This is a genomic window from Streptomyces boetiae, assembly GCF_031845405.1.
Lineage (GTDB): Bacteria > Actinomycetota > Actinomycetes > Streptomycetales > Streptomycetaceae > Streptomyces > Streptomyces boetiae.
In genome coordinates this window covers 21,335-44,896 of the sequence record NZ_JAVREN010000020.1, presented here as the reverse complement: position 1 = coordinate 44,896, position 23,562 = coordinate 21,335, and the positions used below count along the sequence as shown (strand labels likewise).

The 23,562-nt window shown below is 75.9% G+C and carries 23 protein-coding genes; 9 read left to right on the top strand and 14 right to left on the bottom strand.

Translation table 11 applies throughout. The features are described from left to right. Positions 1 to 60: 60 nt before the first annotated feature. The 4 genes from RM780_RS15250 to RM780_RS15235 form a co-directional block, all read right to left on the bottom strand. Positions 61 to 3,333, bottom strand: a complete 3,273-nt coding sequence (locus RM780_RS15250) for an SAV_2336 N-terminal domain-related protein (protein WP_311631252.1) — start codon at positions 3,331 to 3,333, stop codon at positions 61 to 63. Positions 3,334 to 3,340: 7 nt separating this feature from the next. After that, positions 3,341 to 4,366, bottom strand: coding sequence for an AAA family ATPase (locus RM780_RS15245; RefSeq protein WP_394812983.1), 1,026 nt, complete (start codon positions 4,364 to 4,366; stop codon positions 3,341 to 3,343). A gap of 83 nt (positions 4,367 to 4,449) precedes the next feature. After that, positions 4,450 to 6,612 carry a VMAP-C domain-containing protein gene (locus tag RM780_RS15240; RefSeq protein WP_311631250.1) on the bottom strand — a complete coding sequence of 721 codons (2,163 nt, stop codon included), beginning with the start codon at positions 6,610 to 6,612 and terminating at the stop codon, positions 4,450 to 4,452. Beyond that, positions 6,609 to 7,007 (bottom strand): CU044_2847 family protein, encoded by a 399-nt coding sequence (locus tag RM780_RS15235; RefSeq protein ID WP_394812982.1) that lies wholly within the window; start codon positions 7,005 to 7,007, stop codon positions 6,609 to 6,611. Before RM780_RS15235 ends, RM780_RS15240 begins: the two co-directional genes overlap by 4 nt. Before the next feature lie 121 nt (positions 7,008 to 7,128). Between RM780_RS15235 and RM780_RS15230 the strand changes: the two genes are divergently transcribed. From RM780_RS15230 to RM780_RS15220, 3 genes are all read left to right on the top strand, one after another. Then, a complete protein-coding gene (locus tag RM780_RS15230; RefSeq protein WP_311631249.1) occupies positions 7,129 to 7,323 on the top strand; it encodes a DUF6104 family protein in 195 nt (64 codons plus the stop codon). Positions 7,324 to 7,471: 148 nt separating this feature from the next. Further along, positions 7,472 to 8,350 (top strand): DUF4097 family beta strand repeat-containing protein, encoded by an 879-nt coding sequence (locus RM780_RS15225; protein ID WP_311631248.1) that lies wholly within the window; start codon positions 7,472 to 7,474, stop codon positions 8,348 to 8,350. Between the two features lies 1 nt (position 8,351). Beyond that, complete coding sequence (locus tag RM780_RS15220; protein ID WP_311631247.1) at positions 8,352 to 9,215, top strand: PadR family transcriptional regulator; 864 nt, start codon at positions 8,352 to 8,354, stop codon at positions 9,213 to 9,215. A gap of 94 nt (positions 9,216 to 9,309) precedes the next feature. Here RM780_RS15220 and RM780_RS15215 read toward each other — a convergent pair whose 3' ends face one another. Beyond that, a complete protein-coding gene (locus RM780_RS15215; protein WP_311631246.1) occupies positions 9,310 to 10,272 on the bottom strand; it encodes a zinc-binding dehydrogenase in 963 nt (320 codons plus the stop codon). An 84-nt stretch (positions 10,273 to 10,356) separates the two neighbouring features. Here RM780_RS15215 and RM780_RS15210 point away from each other — a divergent pair, with 84 nt between their 5' ends. Beyond that, positions 10,357 to 10,890 carry a GNAT family N-acetyltransferase gene (locus tag RM780_RS15210; RefSeq protein WP_311631245.1) on the top strand — a complete coding sequence of 178 codons (534 nt, stop codon included), beginning with the start codon at positions 10,357 to 10,359 and terminating at the stop codon, positions 10,888 to 10,890. A gap of 40 nt (positions 10,891 to 10,930) precedes the next feature. Here the strand turns inward: RM780_RS15210 and RM780_RS15205 are convergent, their stop codons facing one another. After that, positions 10,931 to 11,341 carry a DUF2000 domain-containing protein gene (locus RM780_RS15205; RefSeq protein ID WP_311631244.1) on the bottom strand — a complete coding sequence of 137 codons (411 nt, stop codon included), beginning with the start codon at positions 11,339 to 11,341 and terminating at the stop codon, positions 10,931 to 10,933. A gap of 171 nt (positions 11,342 to 11,512) precedes the next feature. Between RM780_RS15205 and RM780_RS15200 the strand changes: the two genes are divergently transcribed. Next, positions 11,513 to 12,292, top strand: a complete 780-nt coding sequence (locus RM780_RS15200; protein WP_311631298.1) for an AraC family transcriptional regulator — start codon at positions 11,513 to 11,515, stop codon at positions 12,290 to 12,292. 28 nt (positions 12,293 to 12,320) lie between these two features. On the opposite strand, the gene RM780_RS15195 is transcribed toward RM780_RS15200, so the two are convergent. From RM780_RS15195 to RM780_RS15185, 3 genes are read right to left on the bottom strand one after another with little or no spacing between them, the layout of a single operon-like run. Continuing rightward, a complete protein-coding gene (locus RM780_RS15195; protein WP_311631243.1) occupies positions 12,321 to 13,088 on the bottom strand; it encodes an amino acid ABC transporter ATP-binding protein in 768 nt (255 codons plus the stop codon). After that, positions 13,085 to 14,062, bottom strand: coding sequence for an amino acid ABC transporter permease (locus tag RM780_RS15190; RefSeq protein WP_394812981.1), 978 nt, complete (start codon positions 14,060 to 14,062; stop codon positions 13,085 to 13,087). The genes RM780_RS15195 and RM780_RS15190 overlap by 4 nt, the downstream gene beginning before the upstream one ends. A 6-nt stretch (positions 14,063 to 14,068) precedes the next feature. Beyond that, on the bottom strand, positions 14,069 to 15,022 hold the full coding sequence (locus RM780_RS15185; RefSeq protein ID WP_311631242.1) for an ABC transporter substrate-binding protein: 954 nt from the start codon (positions 15,020 to 15,022) through the stop codon (positions 14,069 to 14,071). A 587-nt stretch (positions 15,023 to 15,609) separates the two neighbouring features. On the opposite strand from RM780_RS15185, the gene RM780_RS15180 reads away from it, so the two are divergent. Next, positions 15,610 to 16,806, top strand: a complete 1,197-nt coding sequence (locus RM780_RS15180; protein WP_311631241.1) for an NAD(P)-dependent malic enzyme — start codon at positions 15,610 to 15,612, stop codon at positions 16,804 to 16,806. A gap of 543 nt (positions 16,807 to 17,349) precedes the next feature. Here RM780_RS15180 and RM780_RS15175 read toward each other — a convergent pair. Then, positions 17,350 to 18,057: a class I SAM-dependent methyltransferase gene (locus tag RM780_RS15175; RefSeq protein WP_311631296.1), complete on the bottom strand. Its 708-nt coding sequence runs from the start codon at positions 18,055 to 18,057 to the stop codon at positions 17,350 to 17,352. 157 nt (positions 18,058 to 18,214) lie between these two features. Between RM780_RS15175 and RM780_RS15170 the strand changes: the two genes are divergently transcribed. Beyond that, positions 18,215 to 18,865 carry a CGNR zinc finger domain-containing protein gene (locus RM780_RS15170; protein WP_311631240.1) on the top strand — a complete coding sequence of 217 codons (651 nt, stop codon included), beginning with the start codon at positions 18,215 to 18,217 and terminating at the stop codon, positions 18,863 to 18,865. Here RM780_RS15170 and sodX read toward each other — a convergent pair. Beyond that, complete coding sequence (sodX, locus tag RM780_RS15165; RefSeq protein WP_394812980.1) at positions 18,748 to 19,221, bottom strand: nickel-type superoxide dismutase maturation protease; 474 nt, start codon at positions 19,219 to 19,221, stop codon at positions 18,748 to 18,750. The genes RM780_RS15170 and sodX overlap by 118 nt on opposite strands. Before the next feature lie 135 nt (positions 19,222 to 19,356). On the opposite strand from sodX, the gene sodN reads away from it, so the two are divergent. After that, entirely contained in the window at positions 19,357 to 19,752 is a 396-nt protein-coding gene (gene sodN, locus RM780_RS15160; RefSeq protein ID WP_311631238.1) for a superoxide dismutase, Ni, read from the top strand. A 186-nt stretch (positions 19,753 to 19,938) separates the two neighbouring features. Here sodN and RM780_RS15155 read toward each other — a convergent pair whose 3' ends face one another. After that, the gene (locus tag RM780_RS15155) at positions 19,939 to 20,490 is read right to left on the bottom strand and encodes a PadR family transcriptional regulator (RefSeq protein ID WP_311631237.1); all 552 of its coding nucleotides are present in this window, start codon (positions 20,488 to 20,490) and stop codon (positions 19,939 to 19,941) included. A 127-nt stretch (positions 20,491 to 20,617) separates the two neighbouring features. On the opposite strand from RM780_RS15155, the gene RM780_RS15150 reads away from it, so the two are divergent. Next, a complete protein-coding gene (locus RM780_RS15150; RefSeq protein ID WP_311631236.1) occupies positions 20,618 to 22,222 on the top strand; it encodes a carboxylesterase/lipase family protein in 1,605 nt (534 codons plus the stop codon). A 105-nt stretch (positions 22,223 to 22,327) separates the two neighbouring features. On the opposite strand, the gene RM780_RS15145 is transcribed toward RM780_RS15150, so the two are convergent. Both RM780_RS15145 and RM780_RS15140 read right to left on the bottom strand, forming a co-directional pair. Beyond that, the gene (locus RM780_RS15145; RefSeq protein WP_311631295.1) at positions 22,328 to 22,567 is read right to left on the bottom strand and encodes a Trm112 family protein; all 240 of its coding nucleotides are present in this window, start codon (positions 22,565 to 22,567) and stop codon (positions 22,328 to 22,330) included. Continuing rightward, positions 22,557 to 23,513 (bottom strand): hypothetical protein, encoded by a 957-nt coding sequence (locus RM780_RS15140; protein WP_311631235.1) that lies wholly within the window; start codon positions 23,511 to 23,513, stop codon positions 22,557 to 22,559. The genes RM780_RS15145 and RM780_RS15140 overlap by 11 nt, the downstream gene beginning before the upstream one ends. Positions 23,514 to 23,562 lie beyond the last annotated feature (49 nt).

Below are 23,562 nucleotides of genomic sequence, written 5' to 3'. Positions count from 1 at the left end.
ACGGCGCACCCGGAGCACCACCCCGCGCCGGGGGCGCACGCCGCGACGCCCGGCCGGGGCCTACCGCTCGCGGCGCAGGGCCGCCAGACGGGCCGCCGTGGCCGCCCCCAACTCCTCGCCGTCCGGGAGGCTGTGCCACAGCGCGAGGGAGGCCTCGTACGCATCGCGGGCGGCCAGCGGGCGGCGGGCCTCCTGCGAGACCACGCCCCGCTGGTGCAGCGCGGCGGCGGCCAGCCGCACCGGCTCCTCGGGGTCGGTCACCTCCGGCTCGGCGTCCCGCGCCGCCGCGGCCGTGCGGCGGTACGCGTCCGCCGCCCGCTCCAGCAGCTCCCGCCGCAGCCGGTGCCGGTAGGCCCGGCGCAGCGTCTCGCCCAGCTCGTACCAGGCCCGGGCCGCGGCCAGCGGCGTGGGCGCGTCCCGGGCGGCCAGCGTGAACAGGTGCTCGGCCTCCCGCAGATCGACCAGCTCCTCCGTCTCCCGGTACCGCACCATCAGGGCCCGGCCCAGGAGCAGCAGCCGCCCGGGCATCCGCGGGTCGCCCGCGGGCGTGGCCATCCGCGCCTCCCGCAGCACCCGCACCGCCCGGGAGATGAACGGCGCCCCGTCCCGCAGCCCCGCCCGCCGCAGCAGCGCCCGGCCCCACTCCTCGATCAGCCCGCCGTAGTCCGGGTCGTCGCGGGAGAGCAGCCGCCCGGCCTCCTCGAACTGGCCGGCCGCCTCCTCCAGTCGTTCCGGGTCGCCCCCCGCCTCGAAGGAGCGCACGGCCAGCCGCCCCAGCCGCGCCCGGCAGGCGGCCCGCAGCTCGGGCACGTCGGCGGCCAGCAGCAGGGCGCGTTCGACGTCCAGACCGGCCCGTGCCCACTCGCTCCCCGTCAGCAGCAGGGCGTCGGCCAGGTCGAGCAGGGCCAGGGCGCGGCCCGCGGCGGGGGCGTTCTCCGCGTCCAGCGCCCAGCAGCCCAGGCGCAGCGACTCGGCGGCCTGCGCGGCGTAGACCCGCAGCCGCTCGGCGTCCGGGGCGGTGCCCGCCAGCCGCAGCAGGGCCCGGCCGTGGGCCAGCGGCAGGCCGCTGGGGCGGCGCTCCCCGGCCGGCCAGGCGTCGGCCATCGCCTCCACCATGCCCACGCTCTCCTGGAGCAGCGCGGTGTCCCCGCCCAGGCGCCACTGCTCCTCCAGCACCTCGATCCGCTCCAGCGTCAGCTCCAGCGCGGCGTCCCGCTCCAGGCCCGGCGTGGCGCAGACGGCCGCGAACTCCCGGTCCGCGCGCCGCCACAGCTCCAGCGCGCCCCGCGCGTCCCCGGCGTCCCGGCGCTCCCCGGCCAGGGCGTGCAGCACCCGGGCCTGCGCGATGCGCGCGGGCAGCGCGCCGACGTGCCCGGCGGCCACGTCCGCGGCCTGCCGCGCCTCGGTGAGCAGCTCGCCGTCGCGCTGGGCCCGCCACAGCCGCAGCAGTTGCTCGGCCAGCTCGCTCCACAGCTCCGGGTCGGTGCCCCGGCCCGCCTCCCGCTGCTCCGCGGCGGCCTGCCGCAGCAGCCGCACGGCGTCGAGCTGGTGCTGGACCTTGCCCTCGGCGTCGAACCTGGAGGCCAGCGCCCTGGCCTCCTCGACCGCCGCCGCGGGCGGGTGCGCGGCGGGCCCGGCCGCGGCGGCGACGGGCCGGGGCGGCTCGGGCAGGAAGCGGCGCAGCACCTTGGCGGCCACCTCGGCGAACGGCCGCGGCACCCGCCGCGCGCCGGTGTCCGCCCGCGCCGCCTCGGCCGCCGCGCCCGGGGCGGCCTCCCCGGAGAGCTGGGCCAGGGCCAGGGCGGGGAAGTTGGGACCGGACCGGCCGAAGCGCTGCTCGACGTACCCCGAGCAGTGCTTGAGGACGAGCAGCGCCTCGTCGTGGCCCAGGCGGCGCAGCAGCTCCTCGTGCACGCCGGGCGCGAACGCGTACCACAGGCCGTCGCCCGCGCCCCCCTCGGTGCCGCGCCGCAGCAGGCCGCTGAGCAGCACCTCCGACAGCTCGGCCGGGCCCGAGTCGGGCAGCATGGTGCGCTGCACGAGCTGCATCACCGGCAGGAACAGCGGCGCGGCGGCCAGGTAGACGGCGAGCTGCCCGGCGGCCGGGGAGGCCGCGGCGCGGAAGCGCGAGACCCGCGCCTCGGGGCGCGGCGGGGGCCCGGCGGCGCGGCGGGCGGGCGCGGCGGGCTGGTCGGCGCGGACCCAGCCGACCGCGGCGGGCACCGAGCCGGGCCCGGGGCCGGCGAGCAGCCGGGCCCAGGCGCCCAGGGCGGCGGGCGTGGGCGGCAGCACGGGAACGGGCACGGCCTCCGGGTGCGGAGGCGGCGCGGGCCCGTCCTCGGCGGCGAACCGGGGCCTGGCCGCGCCGGCCGGCCCCTCGTCCCGCAGCAGCGTCCCGTGCGTGACCGGCAGCCGGGTGCGCGCCCACAGCCGCCCGGGCAGGGGCTGGACCACGGCCACGGGGCCGTACCGCCCCAGGGCGTGCAGCAGCCGGTGCGCCTCGCCGGAGCGCCACAGCGGGCCGGTGCAGTCGCTGACCAGCACGGTCAGCCGCCGCCCGGTGGGGTCGGCCAGGCGGAGGGCGGGGTTCAGCGGCGCCTCGGCGGGGTCGAAGCGGCGGCTGACGGCGGGCTCGCCGCCGGGCAGGGCGTGCAGGTAGCGGACGTTCAGGTCGCGGAACGCACCCAGCCGGGCGAAGACCTCGGCCAGCTCGCCGACCATCCGCTGCCACACCCGCATCGCCGGGGAGGCGTCCATCAGTAGCTGGACCTCGGAGTGGCCGCGGGTGTCCTCGCGGAAGGCGGGCGTGAGCAGGCCCCCGGCGCGGGCCGTCAGCTCCACCGTCTCGCGCTCGTCCAGCGCGGGCGCGGGCGCCGAGCGGCCGGAGCGGGCGGGGGGCGCGGCGGGCGGGCGGTAGCGCTGTAACGGCCGCAGCGCGCGCTCGAGTTCGAGCAGGCCGGGCAGCGAGCGCGCCTCGGGAACGCCCACCCGCAGCGCCTCGCGGGGCATCTCGGCCGTCTCGGCGTGCAGTCCGACCACCTCGTCCTGGCGCCGGGGGGCGCGGCCGGGGCGGGACGGCCCGCGCGGCTCCTCCGTCACGTCGGGCCGCGCGGGGTCGCCGGGGCCGGGCTGGTAGCCGGGCACGGCGTCCGGCCCGGATCCGGGCAGCGGCCGGGGCCCGGGCTCGGCGGGGGCGCCCGTGGGGCGCGAGTACTGGGCGAGCCAGAGCGCGTCCGCGAGGTTGCCCAGGTCCGGGTCGAGGCCGGCGCCGCGCAGGGCACGGATCAGCGCGGCGAGGCGGTCGGGGCTGGGCCTGGCGGCCGGTTCTGGCATCGTCGGCCTACCTCGGGCGGTCCAGGCGCTGGATGAGCATGTCGGCCAGTCTGTCGCGGGTCGGCGGCTCGGCGTGATGGGTGAGGTAGATGGCGTTCAGGAGCTGATCGGTGGCCAGCTCCTCGGTGCGGGAACGCTCAAGGAACCGGTTTATCAGGTCCTCCCCGACGCGGGCGAGTTCGTCGCCCAGGTGGGCGCGCACCACGGTGGCGAGGCGCTCGGCGTCGGGCTTGTCCATCTCCAGGTGGATGCAGCGGCGCAGCAGCGGGGCGGGGAAGTCCCGCTCGCCATTGCTGGTGAGGACGACGAAGGGGAAGGCGTGGCAGCGGACGCGGCCGTCCCGGACGGTGACCTTGGCGCCGTCGTCGGTGAGGACCTCCACCTCGGGCTCGCGCTCGGCGATCCGCTCCAGTTCCGGAAGGGTGAACTCGCCCTCCTCCAGGACGTTCAGCAGGTCGTTGGGCAGGTCGATGTCGCTCTTGTCCAGCTCGTCGATGAGCAGGACGCGGGGGCGGGCGGTGGGCAGCAGCGCGGTGCCCAGCGGGCCCAGGCGCAGGTAGCTGCCGATGCCGCCGGGGGCCGCGGCCCCGGAGCCTCCGGCGGCGATCTGCGTGTCCTGGAGGCGGGCGATCGCGTCGTAGTGGTAAAGGCCGTCGCCCAGGGCCGTGCGGCTGACGATGGGCCAGTGGAGCACCCGGCCCAGGCCCAGCTCGTGGGCCACGGCGTGGGCGAGGGTGCTCTTCCCGGTGCCGGGGCTGCCGGTGACCAGCAGGGGGCGGCGCAGGTAGAGCGCGGCGTTGATGATCTCCAGCTCCTCGGCGCTGGGCCGGTGCATCTCGGCCAGGTGCCGGTAGGCGCCGAGGCGGCGGGTGGTGGCGCTGTCCGCCTCGGGGCCGGGGGCCACCAGCGGGCCGCCGTCGAAGTCGCGCCAGGGCGGCGGCCCCGGCAGCGCGCGGATCCCGTCGTGCGGCTCGCCCGCGCCGCGGTAGATGAGCCACTCGCCCGCGGCCGGCTCCGGGGTGGGTTCTGACACGGCCACAGCATGCTCCTCGTCGTCGGATCCGGAAAGGGCCTGCCCGGAAAGGGCCGGCCCGTCTGCGCCCGCGCCGCCCGGCCTCACGGCGTCTCCAGCGGGTCGTCGGCGCCGGGCAGGGCGCGGCCGGGGTCCGCGTAGAACAGGGCCAGGCCCCGCGCCCAGCCGGTGCCGGGCAGGCCCGCGCCGAGCCGGGTCCGCAGCCGCCACACCTCGGCGGGCAGCCGCCCGCCGTGGCCGGCCCCCGCGACGGTGCGGGTCACGCCGCTGTGGAAGCCGTCGCAGGCGGCCTCGCGCTCCTCGGTCTCGCGGCGCCAGAGGAAGACGTTGTAGCCGCTGGCCATCACCCGGTGCAGGGCGGCCGGCTCGCCGCCGGTGGCCGGGGTGTGGCACAGGACGGGAACGGCCGCCTGGTGCCGGGCGATGAGGACGGCGGGCTGCGGCAGCGACTGGGGGCGCCCGGCCAGGCAGTCGAGGATGTCGGGCTCCATCCGCCCGGCGTGCACGCGGGTCCAGCGGGCCAGCCGCAGCTCGCGCAGCTCGTCGTTGTCCTCGGCGCCGGGGACCGGGTCGGTGCAGCGGACGACGACCGGGCGCTGCTCGCCGAGGCGCGGGCCGCCGGGGGTCAGCCGCCACTCCTCGACGGGGAAGCCGAGCAGCCGGTAGGGCAGGGCGGCCTCCAGGGTGACGGGAACGCCGGGCTCGTCGCCGCGGCGGAACGCCTCGGTCAGCGCCGCCCGCAGCCGCTCGGGCGGCTCGCCGGGGCCGACGGCCCGGAAGTCCTCGTCCAGCGAGGCGATGTCGCCGGAGGGCAGCGCCACGCACACCCGCCAGTCGTACCGGCCGCGCTCCCAGCCGTGCGGGGTCAGCTCCAGCAGGACGTGCGGCTGCGGGTCCCCGGCGGGCGCGGCGGGGTCGTGGCCGGGGGCGCGCCCGAGGAGCGCGCGCCGGGCGGCTGCCTCGCGTTCGCGGATTCTGGCGTCCTGCTCGGCGCGCAGCTCGGCACGCCAGTGCCGGGGCAGCTCGGCGCCCGCGGCGGTGGTCTCGACCCAGTCCAGCAGGGCGGCCTCGGCGCCGGGCGCGGCGGGGAAGGGGCGTTCGGCGGTGGCGGCGTGGGAGGCGTACCGCAGCACGGCCTCCAGCTCGCCGGGGCCCTGCCAGACGTCGTAGAGCAGGCCGAGGCCGTCGCGCCAGCCTCGGGGGGCGGGCAGGGAGCCCTCGTAGGGCCAGCCGCGCAGGCGGGTGACGATCTCGTCGAGGCGGCGGGCGGAGACGGGCGGGGGCAGCTCGGCCAGCAGGCCCAGCAGCCGCACCCGCTGACCGGCCGTCAGGGCGCGGCCGGCGCTGGCCCCCAGGCGGCTCTGCGCGTCGGTCCAGGTCAGCCCGGGGTGGCCGGTGACGTCCCGGTGGCGCTCGGCGTGGTGCCGGTCGTGGCCGCGCAGGACGCGCTGGTAGAGATCGGCGGCCTTGTCCTCGGCCGGGTCGCCCGAGGCGTCGGGGGCGACGTCCGGGGCGGGGCCGTCGCTCGCGCAGGAGGCCGTGGCGGAGTCGTCCCAGCCGCCGCCGTGCCGGGCGGCCAGGCGGCGAAGCTGGACGACGGAGACCGCCAGGCCGCCGTCGCGGCCGGTGCGGGCGGCCTTGACCACGCCGATGACCTCGCCGCGCTCCAGGTCGACCAGCGGCCCGCCGGAGACGCCCTCGGGGATCTCGTCCTCGTTGCCCAGCTTCAGCTGGCCGTCGCTGCCCAGCTCGCCGCGGACGGTGCACCGGCCGCTGTAGTAACCGGGGCCGTCGCCGGTGTCGAGGACGCCGAAGTAGGCGACCTCGCCGCGGGTGAAGACCTTGGCGGTGCGCTCGGTGAGCCAGACGCAGGGGTGGGGGACGGGGTCCAGGAGGCGGATGAGGGCGAGGTCGGGGGCGCGCCAGATGCCGCCGGCCGGGCTCCGGGACGGCTCGGCCCACTCGACCCGGCCGGGGACCGGGCGCTCGGATCCCTTCAGGCTCACGCCCACCTCGCGCCTTCCTTCCGCGTCCGTCTCCCCTCGAAGTGCCACGTGGGCGCAGGTGAGCACCCAGCCCGGCGCCACCAGGAAGCCGCTGCCCCAGGGTGGCGAAACCGGTCCGCCCCCGTCATACCCGCCCGGCGCCGCGTGGATGCGTACGGTCGCCGGCTCGACGAGGACGGCCAGGGTCTCGAAGGGGTCGCCGCCCGCGGGCCGCGCGCCCCCGCCGGCCGGGGCGGTCATGCGGAGGGCCCCAGCTCCTCGGGCGGGCCGCCGTGCCAGGTCAGGGTGACCGAGAGGGCACCCTTGGCCTCGCCGTCGGCGAGCATCCCGACGACCTTGCCGGCGCGGGCGGTCAGCTCGATGCCGAAGGTGACGCTGACCTCGTCGGGCCGCGCGGCGCGCAGCCCCTCGGCGACGGAGGCGGCGACGCCCGTGATCAGGTCGCGCAGGCTCTCCATCCCGGCGGTGGCTCCGGCGGCGGCCTGGCGGGCGGCGCGGGAGGCGAAGCCGGTGTCGGTGTACCCGGCGGCGGGGCCGGCGGGCGGCTGGGGGGGCACGAGCTGCTCGGCGCCTGTGATCCGGGCCCAGACGGGCGTGCCGTCCGGCAGGCTGACCCGGGTGATGGACGAGCTCATACCGACCCCCCCGTCGCTGCGTGGTGAGGGAAGGTTATCGAGCGTGGCGGACGGCTGCCTATCCTGGGCTTTTCCTGATCCCCCATCTGTAGCCGTTCTGTTTCTGTACCGGGAGCGCGTCGTGTACTTCACCGACCGAGGCATCGAGGAACTCGCCCAGCGGCGGGGCGAGGAGGAGGTCACGCTCGAGTGGCTGGCCGACCAGCTACGGGTGTTCGTGGACCTCAACCCGGACTTCGAGGTGCCCGTGGAGCGGCTGGCGACGTGGCTGGCCCGGCTGGACGACGAGGACGACGAGGACGACGAGGACGGCTAGGGGACCGGACGAGGCCGGGGACCCGCGGGCGGTCGCGAGGGGCTGTCGCGACCGCCGACGTCACCCTTGACTTCCCCGGCACGCGATATATCGTGTCTCCCAGAGACACGATATATCTCCGTGTGCGCGTGGATCCGGGGAGGTCCCCATGATCGGGAAGTCCGGCAGGGCCGGTACGGCCGAGTGGTCCGTCGAGGACGAGCTGACGCTCTCGTTCGACGAGGAGCCCATCGACGAGCTGGACGTCCGGATCGTCAACGGCGCGGTCAACGTCGTGGGCACGGCCGGCCCGGACGCGCGGGTCGAGATCTCCCAGGTCTCCGGCCCGCCGCTGCTGGTGCGCCGCAAGGGCCGCCGGCTGACGGTGGCCTACGACGACCTCCCCTGGCACGGCTTCCTCAAGTGGCTGGACCGCAAGGGCTGGCGGCGCTCCGCCGTCGTCTCCGTGTCGGTGCCCGCCGCCAGCGCGCTGAACGTCGGCGTGGTCGGCGCCTCCGCCGTCGTCAGCCGGATCGCCGGGCGCACCGCCATCCGCGGCGTGAGCGGGGACGCCACCCTGGTCGGGCTCAGCGGCGCGGTGCGGGCCGAGACGGTCTCGGGGCACCTGGAGACCCAGTCCCTGGCCGGTCAGCTCCGCTTCAGCTCGGTCTCCGGCAGCCTCACGGTCATCGACGGCGGCAGCCGCCTGCTGAAGGGCGACACGGTCAGCGGCGACATGGTGGTGGACCTGGCCCCGGGCCCGGGCGCGGCCGACCTGCGCCTGTCCACGGTCTCCGGGGACATCGCGGTGCGGCTGCCCGAGCCGGCCGACGCCCGCGTCGAGGCGAACACCGCGGGCGGCGCCGTCTCCTCGGCCTTCGCCGAGCTGTCGGCCTCGGGCGGCTGGGGCGCCCGACAGCTCACCGGCACGCTGGGCGACGGCTCCGGCGCGGTCGTGTGCTCCACCGTCTCCGGGGGCATCGCCCTGCTGCGCCGGCCCCCCGCCGAGCACGACACGGCCGCCGCCCCTCTGCGGAAGGACGTCTGACATGCCCCCGGTCTTCGGCCACGGCCGCCTCCGCCTCTACCTGCTCAAGCTGCTCGCCGAGTCCCCCCGCCACGGGTACGAGGTGATCCGCCTGCTGGAGGAGCGCTTCCACGGCCTGTACGCGCCCTCCGCCGGCACGGTCTACCCCCGGCTGGCGAAGCTGGCCGCCGAGGGCCTGGTCACCCAGTCCGAGGAGGGCGGCCGGAAGGTGTACGCCCTCACCCCGCGCGGCCGGCGGGAGCTGGCCGACCGCGGGGAGGAGCTGACCCAGCTGGAGCGGGAGATCCGGGACTCCCTGGCGGCGCTGGCCGCCGACATCAGGGAGGACGTCAGCGGCTCGGCCCGCGACCTGCGCCAGGAGGTCAAGGAGGCCGCCGCCGCGGCCCGGGCCGGGTCCACGGCGACGGCGGCCGGCCGCGCGGCCTGGGCGGCCGAGGCGCGCCGGGCCAAGGAGGAGAGCCGCCGCGCCCGCCGGGAGGCGCGCGAGGCCCGCGAGGAGGGCGAGGCGGCCCGGCACCGGGTGGAGGAGGCGGCCCGGCGCATCCACGACCGGGTGCAGAGCCGCGCCGACGCCGGGGACTGGCCCGGCGCGGTCCGCGAGGGCCTCGACGGCCTCAGCCACGAGATCGGCGGCTTCTCCCGCTTCATCCCCACCCCCCCGTGGCCGGGCTGGGCGGGCGAGCCGGAGCAGCCCGTGGAGGACCCGGCGCGCGAGCTGGAGCGCCTGCTCGACCGCTTCCGGGACGACGTCCGGGACGCGGCCCGCGACCACGGCGTCACCCAGGACGACCTGCGCGAGGCCCGCCGCCACCTCTCGGCGGCGGCGGCCCACCTCGTCTCCCTCCTGCGCACCTCCCGCGGCTGAACGCCCGGCAGCGCGCCGGTGCACGGCCCCGCCCGCCGCCCGTCGCCCGGGACGTTCCCGGCGTCCGTCAGCGGTGGCGTTCCGCCTGGGCCGCTCAGGGGGTGAAGACGATCTTGCCGAAGATGTCGCCGTGGGCCAGGCGGGTGAAGCCCTCGCGGGCCCGCTCCAGGGGCAGGACCGTGTCGATCAGGGGGCGCACGCCGGTGGCCGTGCAGAAGCTCAGGAGGGAGGCAAGCTCCTCCTTGCTGCCCATGGTGGAGCCGACGACCCTCAGCTCCAGGAAGAAGATGCGGTTCAGCTCGGCCGACTTCGGGGCCTGGCCCGAGGTGGCCCCGGAGATCACCAGGGTCCCGCCCGGCCGCAGGGACCTCACCGAGTGCTGCCAGGTGGCGGCGCCGACGGTCTCGATGACCGCGTCCATCCGCCGCGGCAGGCGCGCGCCCGCCTCGAAGGCGCCCTCCGCGCCCAGCTCCAGGGCCCGCTTGCGCTTGGCCTCGTCCCGGCTGGTGACGAAGACCCGCAGCCCGGCCGCCGCGCCGAGCACGATGGCGGCCGTGGCCACGCCGCCGCCCGCGCCCTGCACCAGCACGCTGTCCCCGGGCCGCACCGCGGCGTTGGTGAACAGCATCCGGTAGGCCGTCAGCCAGGCGGTGGGCAGGCAGGCCGCCTCCTCGAAGGACAGCTCCTTCGGCTTCGGCAGGACGTTCCAGCGCGGCACGGCCACCCGCTGGGCGAATGTGCCCTGGTACTTCTCGGTCAGCAGCGTGCGCCGCTCGTCCGCGCCGACGCCGTGTCCGGTCGCGCCGATGACGGAGTGGACCACGACCTCGTTGCCGTCGGCGTCCACGCCCGCGGCGTCGCAGCCCAGGATCATCGGCAGGGCCTCCTGCCCGAGGCCGACGCCCCGGAGCGTCCACAGGTCGTGGTGGTTGAGCGAGGCGGCCCGGACGTCGACGACCGTCCAGTCCGGGGGCACGACCGGCTCGGGGCGGTCGCCCAGCTCCAGCCCGTTCAGCGGCTGTTCGGCATCGAAGCGCGTGGCATAGGCAGCAAACATGCGTCCACGCTAGTCCCGGCCGCCTGCTCGTTCCAGATCCGCCCGCGCGCTGCGACGATGGACACACGAGGTGGGGAGGTTGGCATGGGCACAGTATTCCTGCGGCGGCTGACCAGGTGGCAGGCCGAGACCGAACGCGAGGACATCGCCGATCTGTACGTGGCGGCGCTCCGGGGAGAGCCGGGCCAGGACCGCGCGGCGTTCCTGCGCGCGCTGGTGGACCGCGACGCGCAGCAGCCGGAGTTCACGATGGTCGTGGCCGGGGACCCGGCCCTGGCCGGGGCCGCCTGGGGGCACCGCGCGGACCGGGGCGGGGCGTGGTGGGAGCGTTTCGCCGAGGTGCCGACCGAGGTGGCCGAGCAGACCGCTCGGCAGGTCTTCGTCGTCGCGGGCCTGGTCGTCGCGCCCCGGCGGCGCCGCGAGGGCCTGGCGACCCGGCTCCAGCAGCAGCTACTGGACCGGGTCAGGACCGTCCCCGCGCTGGCCCTGGTGCCCCCGGGAAACGCCCCGGCGCGCGCCGCCCTCCAGTCCTGGGGCTGGGCCAAGGCCGGCCAGCTCGCCCCGCGCGGCGGCGAGGACACCCCGCTGGAGGCGTGGCTGCGCTCCCCCGGGCCCTGAGAGGCCGCCGGCGCCGGGAGGGCCACCGGCGCCGGGAGCGTCAGCCGTGCAACGCCAGCCCCTTGGCCGCCCGGTCCACCGCGTTGCGCGGCCCGAACAGACCGAGCCCCACCAGCGCGAGCTTCCCGGCCTCCGCGGCGCGCACGGCCGCGCGGTTGGCCTCGTCGTGGCCGGTTGCGAACATCTCCTCCGTGTACACGGCCGTCGCCAGCCCCCGGTCCAGCGCGCGGGCCCGCACCCGCGCCAGGTCCTCGGCACCGGCCGCGTACACCAGCACGGGCTGCCCGAGCAGCGGCAGGTAGGCGTTGTCCGAGGCGTCCCGGTAGGGCTCCCCCATCAGGCCGGGCGCGGCGTGGGCCAGGCCCGAGGCCAGGAAGGCCGTGACGTTCAGCTTCTGCCAGGCGGCCAGGTCCTCGCGGACGGCGATGGCGATCTTGTTCTCGAAACGCATGCGGTGATCCTCGCCGCGTCCCCGCCCGCCGTCTTGAACGCTGGTGCGGGCGGGGCAACGCCGGTGGCGGGGCACACTGGAACGGTGCGGCACGGCGAGGGGAACCCGGGGGATGGGGGCGGCAGGGACTGGGCGGAGTACTGGCGGGACCCCGCGCGCCCGGTCGAGGCGATGCGCGCCCACTTCACCCGGCACGTCTTCGCCCCGCACAGCCACGACGCGTACTCCTTCGCCGTCACCGAGACCGGCGCCCAGCAGTTCACCTGCCGGGGCGCGGCGCACACCAGCGGCGCCGGGATGGTGATGGCGTTCAACCCGGACGACCCCCACGACGGCTGCTCGGCCGCCGCGCACGGCTTCCGGTACCGGATCGTGCACCTGGGCCCGGCGGTCGTGCGCGAGGCGCTGGCCGACGCCGCCGGCGCGCCGGGCTCGGCGGCGCCGCTGCCGCTCTTCGACGTGCCGGTGCGCACCGACCCGGTGCTGCGCGAGGCGGTGCTGCGGCTCCACCACGCGCTCGCCAACGGCGCGGGCCCGCTGGTCCGCGACGAGCGGCTGTCGGCCGCCGTCACCGCGCTGGTCCGCCGCGGCGCCACCGGCGCCCCGCCCCGCACCGGCCCGGGGGCCGGCCGCGCCGCGGCCCGGCGGGCCCGGGACCTGCTCGCGGACGCGGGCGGCGGGGAGGTGAGCGCCGCCGCGCTGGCCGCGGCGGCCGGGTGCAGCCGCTTCGCCCTCTACCGGGCCTTCCGCGCCACCTACGGCATGGCGCCCAGCGACTACCAGCGGCTGCTGCGTCTGCGGACCGCGCGCCGCCTGCTCGCCCGCGGCCTGCCCCCCTCGGAGGCGGCGGCCACGGCCGGCTTCGCCGACCAGAGCCACCTCCACCGCTGGTTCGTCCGCTGCTACGGCATCACCCCGGCCGCCTACCGCCGCTCGGCGGCGGCCCTCTAGGACGGGCCCGGCCCACCCCGAATGCGCCTCAGAGCACCTTGGACAGAAACGCCCGGGTGCGCTCGTGCCGCGGGTTGCCCAGCACCTCGCGCGGGTTCCCGGACTCGACCACCACGCCGCCGTCCATGAAGACGAGGGAGTCCCCGGCCTCCCGGGCGAAGCCCATCTCGTGGGTGACGACGATCATGGTCATGCCGTCCTCGGCGAGCCGCCGCATCACGTCCAGCACGTCGCCCACCAGCTCGGGGTCGAGCGCCGAGGTCGGCTCGTCGAAGAGCATCAGCTTGGGCTCCATGGCCAGCGCGCGGGCGATGGCCACCCGCTGCTGCTGCCCGCCGGAGAGCTGCGAGGGATAGGCCTCCGCCCGGTCGCCCAGGCCGACGCGGGCCAGCAGCGCCTGCGCCCGCTCGCGGGCCTCGGCCCGGCGCACGCCCTTGACCTGGACGGGCGCCTCCATGACGTTCTCCGCCGCGGTCATGTGCGGGAAGAGGTTGAAGCGCTGGAAGACCATCCCGATGTCGCGGCGCTGGGCGGCGACCTCGCGCTCCTTCATCTCGTAGAGCTTGGCGCCCTTCTGCCGGTAGCCCACCAGCCGGCCGTCCACCCACAGGCGCCCGGCGTTGATCTTCTCCAGGTGGTTGATGCACCGCAGGAACGTCGACTTCCCCGAGCCCGAGGGCCCCACGATGCAGAAGACCTCGCCGGTGCGCACGGTCAGGTCGACGCCCTTCAGGACGGGCACCAGGCCGAACGACTTGTGCACGCGCTCGGCCCGCACCATCACGTCCTCGCTCATCGCGAACGCTCCTTCCGCACCTCGCCGACGGCGGGCACCCGCCCCCCGGCCCGGACCGAGGTGAGCTGCGCCCGCACCCGCTGCCAGGGCGTGGGGGGCAGCGCGCGCTGCGAGCCACGCGCGTAGTACCGCTCCAGGTAGTACTGGCCGATGCTGAAGACGGTGGTCAGGACCAGGTACCAGGCGGTCGCCACCATCAGCAGCTCCATCACCGCGAGGTTGCGGGAGCTGATGATGTCCTGCGCGCGGAACAGCTCGGTGTAGTTGATGACGTAGACCAGCGAGGAGGTCTTCAGCATGTTGATGAACTCGTTGCCGGTCGGCGGCACGATGACCCGCATCGCCTGCGGCAGCACGATCCGCCGCATCGTCTTCGCGCCGCTCATGCCCAGCGCGTGCGCGGCCTCGGTCTGGCCCTCGTCCACCGAGAGGATGCCGGCCCGCGCGATCTCCGCCATGTAGGCGGCCTCGTTCAGCCCCAGGCCCAGCAGTGCGGCGAGGAACGGCGTCATCACGTCGTTCATCTCGTCCCGGTAGAAGCCCACGTCGAGGGTGTCGAAGACGAGGGCGAGGTTGTACCAGAGGAAGAGCTGCACCAGCACCGGCGTGCCGCGGAAGAACCAGATGTAGCCCCAGGCCGTGCCCGCCAGCACCGGGTTGCGCGAGAGCCGCATCACCGCCAGCGTCAGGCCGAGCACCACCCCGATCACCATGGACAGCAGGGTGATCCACAGGGTCTTGCCCGCGCCCTCCAGGATGGTGTCGTAGGTGAGGTGATCCCCGACCACCTCCCAGGAGATCTCGGCGTTCGCGAACGCCCACACCAGCAGGCCGAGGAGGGCCAGGACCACGGCCGCGCCGACCCAGCGGCCGTAGTGCCGCACCGGGACGGCGCGGATCGCCTCGGGCGGGGGCCCGCCCGGCGCCGCGGGGGCGCCGGCGGGACCGCCCGGCGTCTTCTCCAGGTCAGCCACCGGCCGTCACTCGCCCGCGTTGACAGTGGCCTCGGTGATCGCGCCCGCCTCGGCGCCCCACTCGGCCAGGATCTCGCCGTAGGTGCCGTTGTCGATGATCTCCTGAACGGCCGCCTGCAGCGCGTCGCGCAGCTCGGGCTCGTCCTTGGGCACCGCGATCCCGTAGGGCGCCGCGTCGATCTGGTCGCCGGTCACGTCGAACAGGTCGCCGCCGCTCGCGGTCTCCGCGTTGTAGAGCGCCACCGGGTAGTCGGTGATCACGGCCTGGGCGCGGCCGGTCTGGAGGGCGGTGATGGAGTCGGTGTCCACGTCGCTGATCAGCGGCTCGATCGGCTCGTCGCACGCCTCCTGCTGCTCGGTGACCAGCGTCTCGTTGGCGGTGCCCTGCTGGGCGGCGACGGTCAGGCCGCACAGGTCGTCCAGGGACTCGATGCCCTCGGGGTTTCCCGCCTCGACGAGGATCGCGGACCCGGCCCGGAAGTAGTTGACGAAGTCGGCGCCGCCGCCCCCGGCGTCCTCGCTGGCCCCCTGCTGACGCTCGGCGGTGTCGGTCATCGCGGACATCACGATGTCGTGGCGGTCGCTGTTCATGCCGACGATCAGCTGGTCGAAGGTGCCGTTGTGGAAGGTGAACTCCACGCCCAGCACCTCGCCCAGGGCCTCCGCGACGGCCGGATCGATCCCGTCCACCTCGTCCTGGTCGTTGTAGAACTCGATCGGCGCGTACGCGATGTCCGAGCCGACGGCGATCTCGCCCGCCCGCTGGATGTCCTCGGGCAGCCGGTCGTACAGCGGCGCTGAGGGGTCGCCGCCGCGGGCGCCCTCGGCAGTGCCGCCCCCACCGCCCTCCCCGCCCTCGTCGGTCTGGTCTCCACAGGCGCCGAGCAGCAGCGCCGCCGCGGCGGCGAGCGCGCCGGCCGCGGCGAGGCGGCGGGAGCGGCGGGTGGTCCTGGCGGTCATGGCGTGCTCCTCCTGGGGGGCGGGAAGCCGAGCGGGCCGGCCGCGCATCTTCGCGCGTTGACCCGTGTCACGACTGGGCTCAGAGGTGTGGACAGAGATTCGATGGACGGCATCCTGCCATCCGGTACCGCAGCATCGAGCGCCCCGAACGTCAAGATCGGATAACGGACACGGGGTACCGATCACCGGGGGAGGCCGCCGACCGCCGCAAGTGCGGTGCGGCGAAAGGGGGTCGAAGCGGACACCCCGCGCGGTGCTCCCCCGGCGCCGGGGGCCTGAGAGATGCGTCACGCCTCACCGGAGGGCTCCTTAGCCCGTGAGCTGGTCGGGTAGCCCCATTCCAGGCCACTTCCCGTGCGCGACCGGCGCCGGGCGGGAAGCCCGTTCACCGCCCGTCCACCGAATCCGCTCGTGCTGGAGCGCCCGATCAGGTAGAACGAACCGTTACACCCCTCACCCGGGGACCTGGACGTTGTGTGCGACACGTCCGGCGTCCGCAGCCCACCCGTGCGGACGCGGTGCCCGCCCGCTTCCCGACCGGGAAGCGGTCACCCTCGACAGTGCTGCGAAAAAAGGGGTCAACCAAAGTGTCATCGGAGATCGTCAATCCGAGTAATGAGCTGAGCGATCCGGGGCTCGACCCGGCGTTCGCGCTGCACCGCGGAGGCAAGATGGCCGTCCGCGCCACCGTGCCCGTGCGCGACGCCGACGACCTGTCCCTGGCCTACACGCCCGGCGTGGCCCGCGTCTGCGAGGCCATCGCCGAGCAGCCCGAACTCGTCCACGAGTACACCTGGAAGTCCCAGGTCGTCGCCGTGGTCACGGACGGCAGCGCGGTGCTTGGCCTCGGGGACATCGGCCCCGAGGCCTCGCTGCCGGTCATGGAGGGGAAGGCCATCCTCTTCAAGCAGTTCGGCGGCGTGGACGCGGTCCCGGTGGCGCTGGACTGCCGCGACCCCGACGAGATCGTCGAGACGATCGCGCGCCTCGCCCCCTCCTTCGGCGGGATCAACCTGGAGGACATCTCGGCGCCGCGCTGCTTCGAGATCGAGCGCAAGCTCCAGGAGCGCGTGAACATCCCCGTCTTCCACGACGACCAGCACGGAACGGCCGTGGTCACCCTGGCCGCGCTGCGCAACTCCGCGCGGCTGACCGGCCGTTCGCTGGGCGACCTGCGCACGGTGATCTCCGGCGCCGGCGCGGCCGGCGTGGCCATCGCCAAGATCCTGCTGGGCGCGGGCATCGGCGACGTGGTGGTCTGCGACCGCAAGGGCATCGTCTCCGCCGACCGCGAGGACCTGACGGACGTCAAGCGCGAGGTGGCGACGATCACCAACCGCGGCGGCCTGACCGGCTCGCTGGAGAGCGCGCTGGACGGCGCGGACGTGTTCGTCGGCGTCAGCGGCGGCACGGTGCCGGAGCCGGCGGTGGCCAAGATGGCGCCCGGCGCGTTCATCTTCGCCATGGCCAACCCCGACCCGGAGATCCACCCCGAGGTCGCGGCCCGCTACGCGGCCGTGGTGGCCACCGGCCGCAGCGACTTCCCCAACCAGATCAACAACGTCCTGGCCTTCCCCGGCATCTTCGCCGGGGCCCTCCAGGTCCGGGCGACCCGGATCACCGAGGGCATGAAGCTGGCCGCGGCCGAGGCCCTGGCCGCGGTCGTGGCCGACGAGCTGACCCCGTCGCGGGTCATCCCCTCCCCCTTCGACGAGCGCGTCGCCCCCACGGTGGCAGCGGCCGTCGCGGAGGCGGCCCGCAGCGAGGGAGTCGCCCGCGCCTGACCCCGGCGCGGGACCGCCCGGTCGTGGAGGCCGCACACCCCCACGACCGGGCAACCTCCGGGTACGCCCTCCGGCGCGCCCCGGACTGGGCCTGGCGCCCCACCGGCGGGGGCCGTTGGGCAACGCCCGCCCTGGCCACCGCCGTTGGCCAACGCCCGCCCGAGCGGGCCGTCGCGGAACGCCCGCACCCGCCCGGCCGTCGGGCAACGCCGCCCACGGCGTGCCCGTCGCCCCGAACGCCCGGCCACGGCCGTCGAGCTGCGCCGGCCCGCCACCGCAGGCCCGCGCCCGCCCCGGCCGTTGGTCCGCGACCAGCCAGACCCCGGACGCGCCCGTGATGCCCCGGGCCGCAGGACTCGGCCCCGGGGAACGCCCGTCCCCGGCGCGGCCGGCCTCCCGAGCACCCGGCCCGGCCGTTGGCATGCCGCCCGGCCATCGCCCCCACGCGTTGACGCTGCCCGCGACGGCCGCCGCGGGCCGGGCCCGGCCCGGCGAGGGCCAGCGCCTGCCCGGCGAGGACGAGCACACACGCGCCCGAAACGCCTAGCGCAGCGCGAGCACCGCAGCGTCCGTCAGCGAGGCCCACGCCGTGCGGGCCTCCGTGAAGCCCGCCGCGCGCAGCGTGGTCACGTGCCAGTCGAGGGAGCGGGCCAGGCCGTCGCCGTGGTCCGTCGCCGCGCGGGGGTCGCCGAAGATGCGGAAGCGCTCCTCCGCCTGCCGCGCCAGCTCCGGCGCGCGGGCCACCTCGCCCCACCACTCCGCCCAGTCCTGCCGCCCCGCGGCCTTCTCGCGGGCCCGCCGCGCCTCCTGGTAGGCCCGCTCGGCCGAGCTGATCAGCGGGGTGTGCTCGTCCGGCATGTGGTCGGCGTTGACGAAGACGCCGCCGGGGCGGACCACGCCGGCCAGCGTCCCGTAGAGGATGCGCAGGGACTCCTCGTCCAGCCAGTGCAGCGCCGTGGAGGTCAGCACCGCGTCGTAGTCCCGGTGCGGCAGGCCCGCCGCCCAGCGCGGGTCTTTCAGGTCCGCCGTCACGAAGGACACCCGCTCGTCCCCCGCGAACGTCCCGCGCGCGATCGTCAGCAGCGCCGGGTCCAGGTCCACGCCCGTGCTGCTCGCCCCGGGGAAGCGCCGCAGCAGCCGCGCCGTGATGCTGCCCGTGCCGCAGGCCAGGTCCAGCACCCGCGGCTTGTCCCCGACCAGCGCCTCCACCGCGTCCAGCATCGCCCGGAAGCGGTCCTCGCGGTCCGGCATGTACCACTCCTGCTGCCGGTCCCAGCTCTCCTGCCACTCCTGCCACTCGGCCACGGCCGTCTCTCCCTCGTCCCGACGCCAGCGGTAAGAGACGCCCGTAAAGAGCACCCCTTACCAGTACGCTGGGTACTCTAGGCCGCTCGCGTAAGGAACACCAGTGGAACTCACCTATTACTCGGACTTCGCCGTTCGTCTGGTGAACACCGAGGAGCCGCTGCGCGGAACGGACGCCCTGACCTCGGTGGACGCCGTCCGCGCGCTGTTCGGCGGGGCCCAGCACGCGGCCCGGCGGGCGGCCGAGTCCGACGTGGCGCGCCTGCGGGGCGTGCGCACGCGCCTGCGGGCGGTCTTCACGGCCGCGGCCGAGGGGGACGAGCTGCGGGCGGTGGACCTGCTCAACGCGCTGCTGCTCGAATACCCCGCCAGCCCCCAGATCTCGGGCCACGACTACCTGGACGAGCGCGGACGCCCCCGCTGGCACCTGCACCTGGCCGAGAACCCGGCCTCCGCCACCGCCGGGTACGCCGCCATCGCCTGCATGGGCCTGGCGTTCCAGCTCACCGACCTGGGCGTGGACCGGCTCGGCGTCTGCGAGGCAACTCCCTGCCGGAACGCCTATATCGACACATCGACGAATCGCTCCAAGCGGTACTGCTCGGACCGCTGCGCGACCCGCGCGAACGTCGCCGCCTACCGCGCCCGCAAGCGCCAGGAGCGCCGCGAGCGCACCCTCAGCGGGCGGACCGCCGACCCGGCCCAGCCCAGCGCCGAGGCCACCGCCGAGGCCACGGGCCGTCCCGGCGCCTGAGGCCCCCGGCGCGGCGGCCGCAGCCGCAGCAGGGCCCGCGCCACCACGAGGCCGTCCGGGACGACGCCGAACTCGCGGCTGTCGTTCGTCACCCCGGGGTTGTCCCCGATCACCCACCAGCCCCCGGCCCGCCGCCGGGCGGCCCGCTTGACGATCAGCAGGTCGTGCTGGAAAGGGTGGCGCACCACGACCACGTCCCCGGGCCGCACCCGCGCCCCGTAGCTCAGCAGCAGCTGATCCCCGGGCCGCAGCGTGGGCAGCATCGAGGGGTTGTACACCTCCGCCAGGCCCAGCCTCACAGCGCCTCCTCCGCACTCCTCGCGCCGTCCGCACACCGTCCGCGCGCCGTCCGTCATGGTCGGTCATCGGGCCCACCGGGGCATTGGACTTTTGGCCTAAGCCCGGCCGGAGGGCCCGGGTCGGCCGAGAAAACCCGCCCTGCACGGAGTAATGTCACCGCAGAGAAGACGATCACGAGGAAGGACAGCTTCATGCTCTCCCGCCTGTTCGCCCCGAAGGTGAAGGTCAGCGCCCACTGCGACCTCCCGTGCGGCGTCTACGACCCCGCCCAGGCCCGCATCGAGGCCGAATCCGTCAAGGCCATCCAGGAGAAGTACCAGGCCAACGACGACCCGCACTACCGCGCCCGCGCCACCACCATCAAGGAGCAGCGGGCCGAGCTCGCCAAGCACCACGTCTCGGTGCTGTGGAGCGACTACTTCAAGCCCCCGCACTTCGAGCGCTTCCCCGAGCTGCACCAGCTGGTCAACGACACCCTGAAGGCGCTCAGCGCCGCCAAGGCGTCCACCGACCCGGCCACGGGCCAGAAGGCGCTCGACTACATCGCCCAGATCGACAAGATCTTCTGGGAGACCAAGAAGGCGTGACCCGCCCTCACGAGGTCTGACCTGCGACTTCCTTGGCCGCAGAGTCGTCCTGTCCGCACCCGGTCCGCAGGCCGCCGAGCACGGCGTCCATGACGGCCCGGGTGCGGTCGTTTCCGCCGGGCGCGAGCCGCGCGACCGCGGGCCGCGCGAGCCGGTCGGAGAGCTGTCCACCCGCGGCCCACGCGCTCAGGCCGTCAGCTCGGCCAGGACCTCCTCCAGCCAGCGGACGTGCGTGGCCAGCGCGCGCTCCTTGTACTGGTGCACGTGGTCCAGGATCCGGCCCATCCGGGCGGGGTCCACGCGCGGCAGCCAGGGCTCCGGGCGGATGTCGCGGGCGCGGAAGCGCTCCACCTGGGCCCGGCGGGCCTCCAGTTCGGTCCGCACCAGGGCGATCTGCTCCGCGCGGGGCAGAAAGATCGCGAAGGTGTAGCGGATCAGGAACTCGGGCTCGCCGAAGTCGGGCGGCGGGCTGTAGGGCTCGGCGAGGCGGGCCATCAGGACCGCCTCGCCGGCCTCGGTGACGCGGTAGACCTTGGCGTCGGGACGGCCCTCGTTGCGCTCGACGGCGCAGCTCAGCCAGCCGTCCTCGGACATCCGCCGCAGCGTCCGGTAGATCTGGCTCTGCTGCGTGCGCAGCCGGATCATCCGGCCCATCTCGCTGTCCAGCCAGCGCTTCAGGTCGTAGCCGGTGCACGGGCGCATCGCCACGAAACCGAGCAGCACGTGCTCGAACCTCATCTCCGCCTCTCGCTTCGCCGCGCGGGACACGAGGGTGTGCAGAGCACTAGGCACCTATGACACAAGTCACCTATGCTCCGACGGCCAGGCGTGGTTCCAGGCACGCCCCAGCCCCTCGGGAGACCCCATGTCCCTCCTGCCGAGACCCCGGCGCCTCGCGCGCCGCCTCGCACTGCCCCTCGCCCTCGCCGCCTCACTCCTCGCTCCGCTGTCCGCCCAGGCCCACGGGCCGCACCACGGTGGGCAGTCCCTCGTCGTCCGCACCGAGAACGGCCCGGTGCGCGGCCAGGCTACCGCCGAGGGGCGGCAGTTCCTGGGCATTCCCTACGCCCGCCCCGCCGAGGGCGAGCTGCGCTGGCGCGCTCCCCGCCCGGCCCAGGACTGGCGCGGGGTGCGGGACGCCACCGCCTACGGCAACTCCTGCGCGCAGAACACCTACTGGGCCCCGGGCCACGAGGAGCAGCGCACCACCGAGGACTGCCTGGACGTCAACGTCTACACCCCGCCGGCCGCCGCGCGCGGACAGGGCCGGCTCCCCGTCCTGGTCTGGATCCACGGCGGGGCGAACGTCGGCGGCGCGGGGCGCGACATCGTTCCCGACGCGTTCGCCCGCCGCACCGACACGGTCGTCGTCACCCTCAACTACCGCCTCGGCGCGATGGGGTTCCTCACCCTGCCCGGCACCAGCGGCAACTTCGCGCTGCTCGACCAGCAGCAGGCGTTGCGCTGGGTCCAGGAGAACATCCGCGCCTTCGGCGGCGACCGCGACCGGGTGACGATCGCCGGGGAGTCGGCCGGCGGCTCGGCCGTCTGCAACCAGCTCGCCTCCCCGGGCAGCCGGGGCCTGTTCCGCGCGGCGATCGTCATGAGCGGCGCCTACGACGACTGCGCGGGCCGCCCCCGCGAGGAGGCCGTCGCGGACGGCCTCGCCTTCGCCGCCCGCCTCGGCTGCACCGACCCGGCGCGCGCGGCCGACTGCCTGCGCCGCAGGCCCGCCGAGGACATCCTCAACGCCCAGGGCCGCGGCTGGGACTACACCGTCGGCGGCCGGGAGCTGCCCGTTCAGCCCGCCGCCGCCTTCGCCTCGGGCCGCGCCTCCCGCGTGCCCGTCATGAACGGCGCGAACAGCGACGAGGGCCTGGTCTTCGCCTACGACAGCTTCGACCGCTGGGGCCGCCCGCTGACGGCCGAGGGCTACCCGCGGGCCCTCGTCGACGCCTTCGGCGAGGAGGCCGGCGCCCGCGCCCTGGAGGAGTACCCGCTCAGCGCCTACGAACGCCCGGCCTACGCCTACGCCGCCGCCTTCGGCGACCGCCTCTTCGCCTGCCCGGCCCTGCGCCTCAACCCGCTGCTGGCCGGGCGCGGACCGGTCTACGCCTACGAGTTCGCCGACCGCACCTCGCCGCTCTTCGCCTCGCTCCCCCAGGACGCCGACTTCGACTTCGGCGCCACGCACGCCGCCGAGCTGAACTACCTGTTCAATCCGTACGGCCTGGAGGCGGACTTCAACGACGAGCAGCGCCGGCTCGCCGCGCAGATGACGGCCTACTGGGGGTCGTTCGTCCACGGCTCCCCGCCGCGCGCCGCCGGGCAGCCCGCCATGCCCGAGCAGAGCGCCCGGCCGGGCGAGGTCCTGCGCCTGCGCACCGCCTCCGCGGGCGGCAACGCGCCGACGACCGGCCTGCCGGCCGCCCACCACTGCGCCCTGTGGGACGCCGCCACGGCCGGCTGACGCGGGCGCCCGGACGCCGCTCCGCGTTCCGTTCACCCGCCCCGGGGGTCCCGCGGGGCGGGTGCGGTCGTCTGCCGGGCGTGGGCCGGTCAGCCGGTCAGCCGGTCAGCCGGTCAACTGGCTTAGCAGGGCGGCGTGTTCGCCCGCGCCGACCTGGTCGCCCGCGGACGGCAGCAGGTGGGGAACGCCGCCGCGCACGGGGTAACGGCGGCGCAGGCGCGGGTTGTAGAGGACCTGCCGGGGGGCTGCGGGGCCGCCACCGGGGGCGTTCTCGGTCACCAGGTGCAGCGGGCCCTTGTCGAGGGGGCAGACCAGCAGGCCGAGCCGCGGGTCGTCAGGGCTCAGGGACGGGGCGTCGGAGGGGTTCACGAGCGGTCGGCTCCTGTCGGGTCGGGGACGCGTCCGCCGGGCGGCGCTCCTGGGTGGCCAGGGAGAGCAGGACGAGCACGGCGAGGGCCGCGCCGCCCAGCCGGCAGGTCAGGGCGAGGGGTTGGGCCGGCAGCGACTCGCGGAAGGCGAGGGTGCCGAGGAGGGCCGTGAAGACGGAGGAGACGGTGGTGCAGACGGGGACGATCAGCGTGGCGCGGCAGCGTTGCAGCGCGGCCTGCGACAGGACGAGCCCGCACGCGCCGGTGCACAGCAGCAGATAGGGATACGGGGTGGTCAGCAGCCGCGCGGGGGCGGCGGCCGGGCCGGCCGCGAGCTCGGGCAGCAGGCCGGAGATGCCCTTGATCGCCAGGGAGCTGACCCCGTAGATCAGGCCGATCCCCGCCGCGAAGCCCACCCCCTCGGTCGGCGGGCGGTGGCGGCGGCGGGTGCGCCGCTCGGCCGAGCCGAACGTCCACAGCCCCGCCGCCAGGGAGGGGACGCAGATCAGCAGGATCAGGGACGCCGGGGCGGTGGTGCCGGGTTCCGTGCCGTCCTCGCGCAGGGAGAGGACGACCAGCAGCAGGGCGAGCAGGATGCCGCCGGTCGCGCGCAGCTCCCGGCCGCTGACGCGCTCGCCCAGCAGCACCGGCGACACCAGCAGGAGCAGCACCAGGCCGGAGACCAGCACGGCCTGGGCAGCCGCGACGGGCAGCGTGCGGTAGACCACGAGCTGGGCGGCGAAGCCCGCGCCGAGGGCGAGCGCGCCCCAGCACCACTGGGGGCTGCGCAGGAGGTGGCGGATCAGGAGCAGCGGGCGGCGGACGCTCACCGGGGGCAGGGCGGCCAGCGCCCGCTTCTCCAGGACGAAGCCGGCGCTGTAGAGGGCGTTGGCCAGCAGCGCGGCGGCGACTCCCCACCACACCGCTCAGGTCCTCGCGGCGCGCGGCGGGCCCTGGGCGGAACGCGGCGCG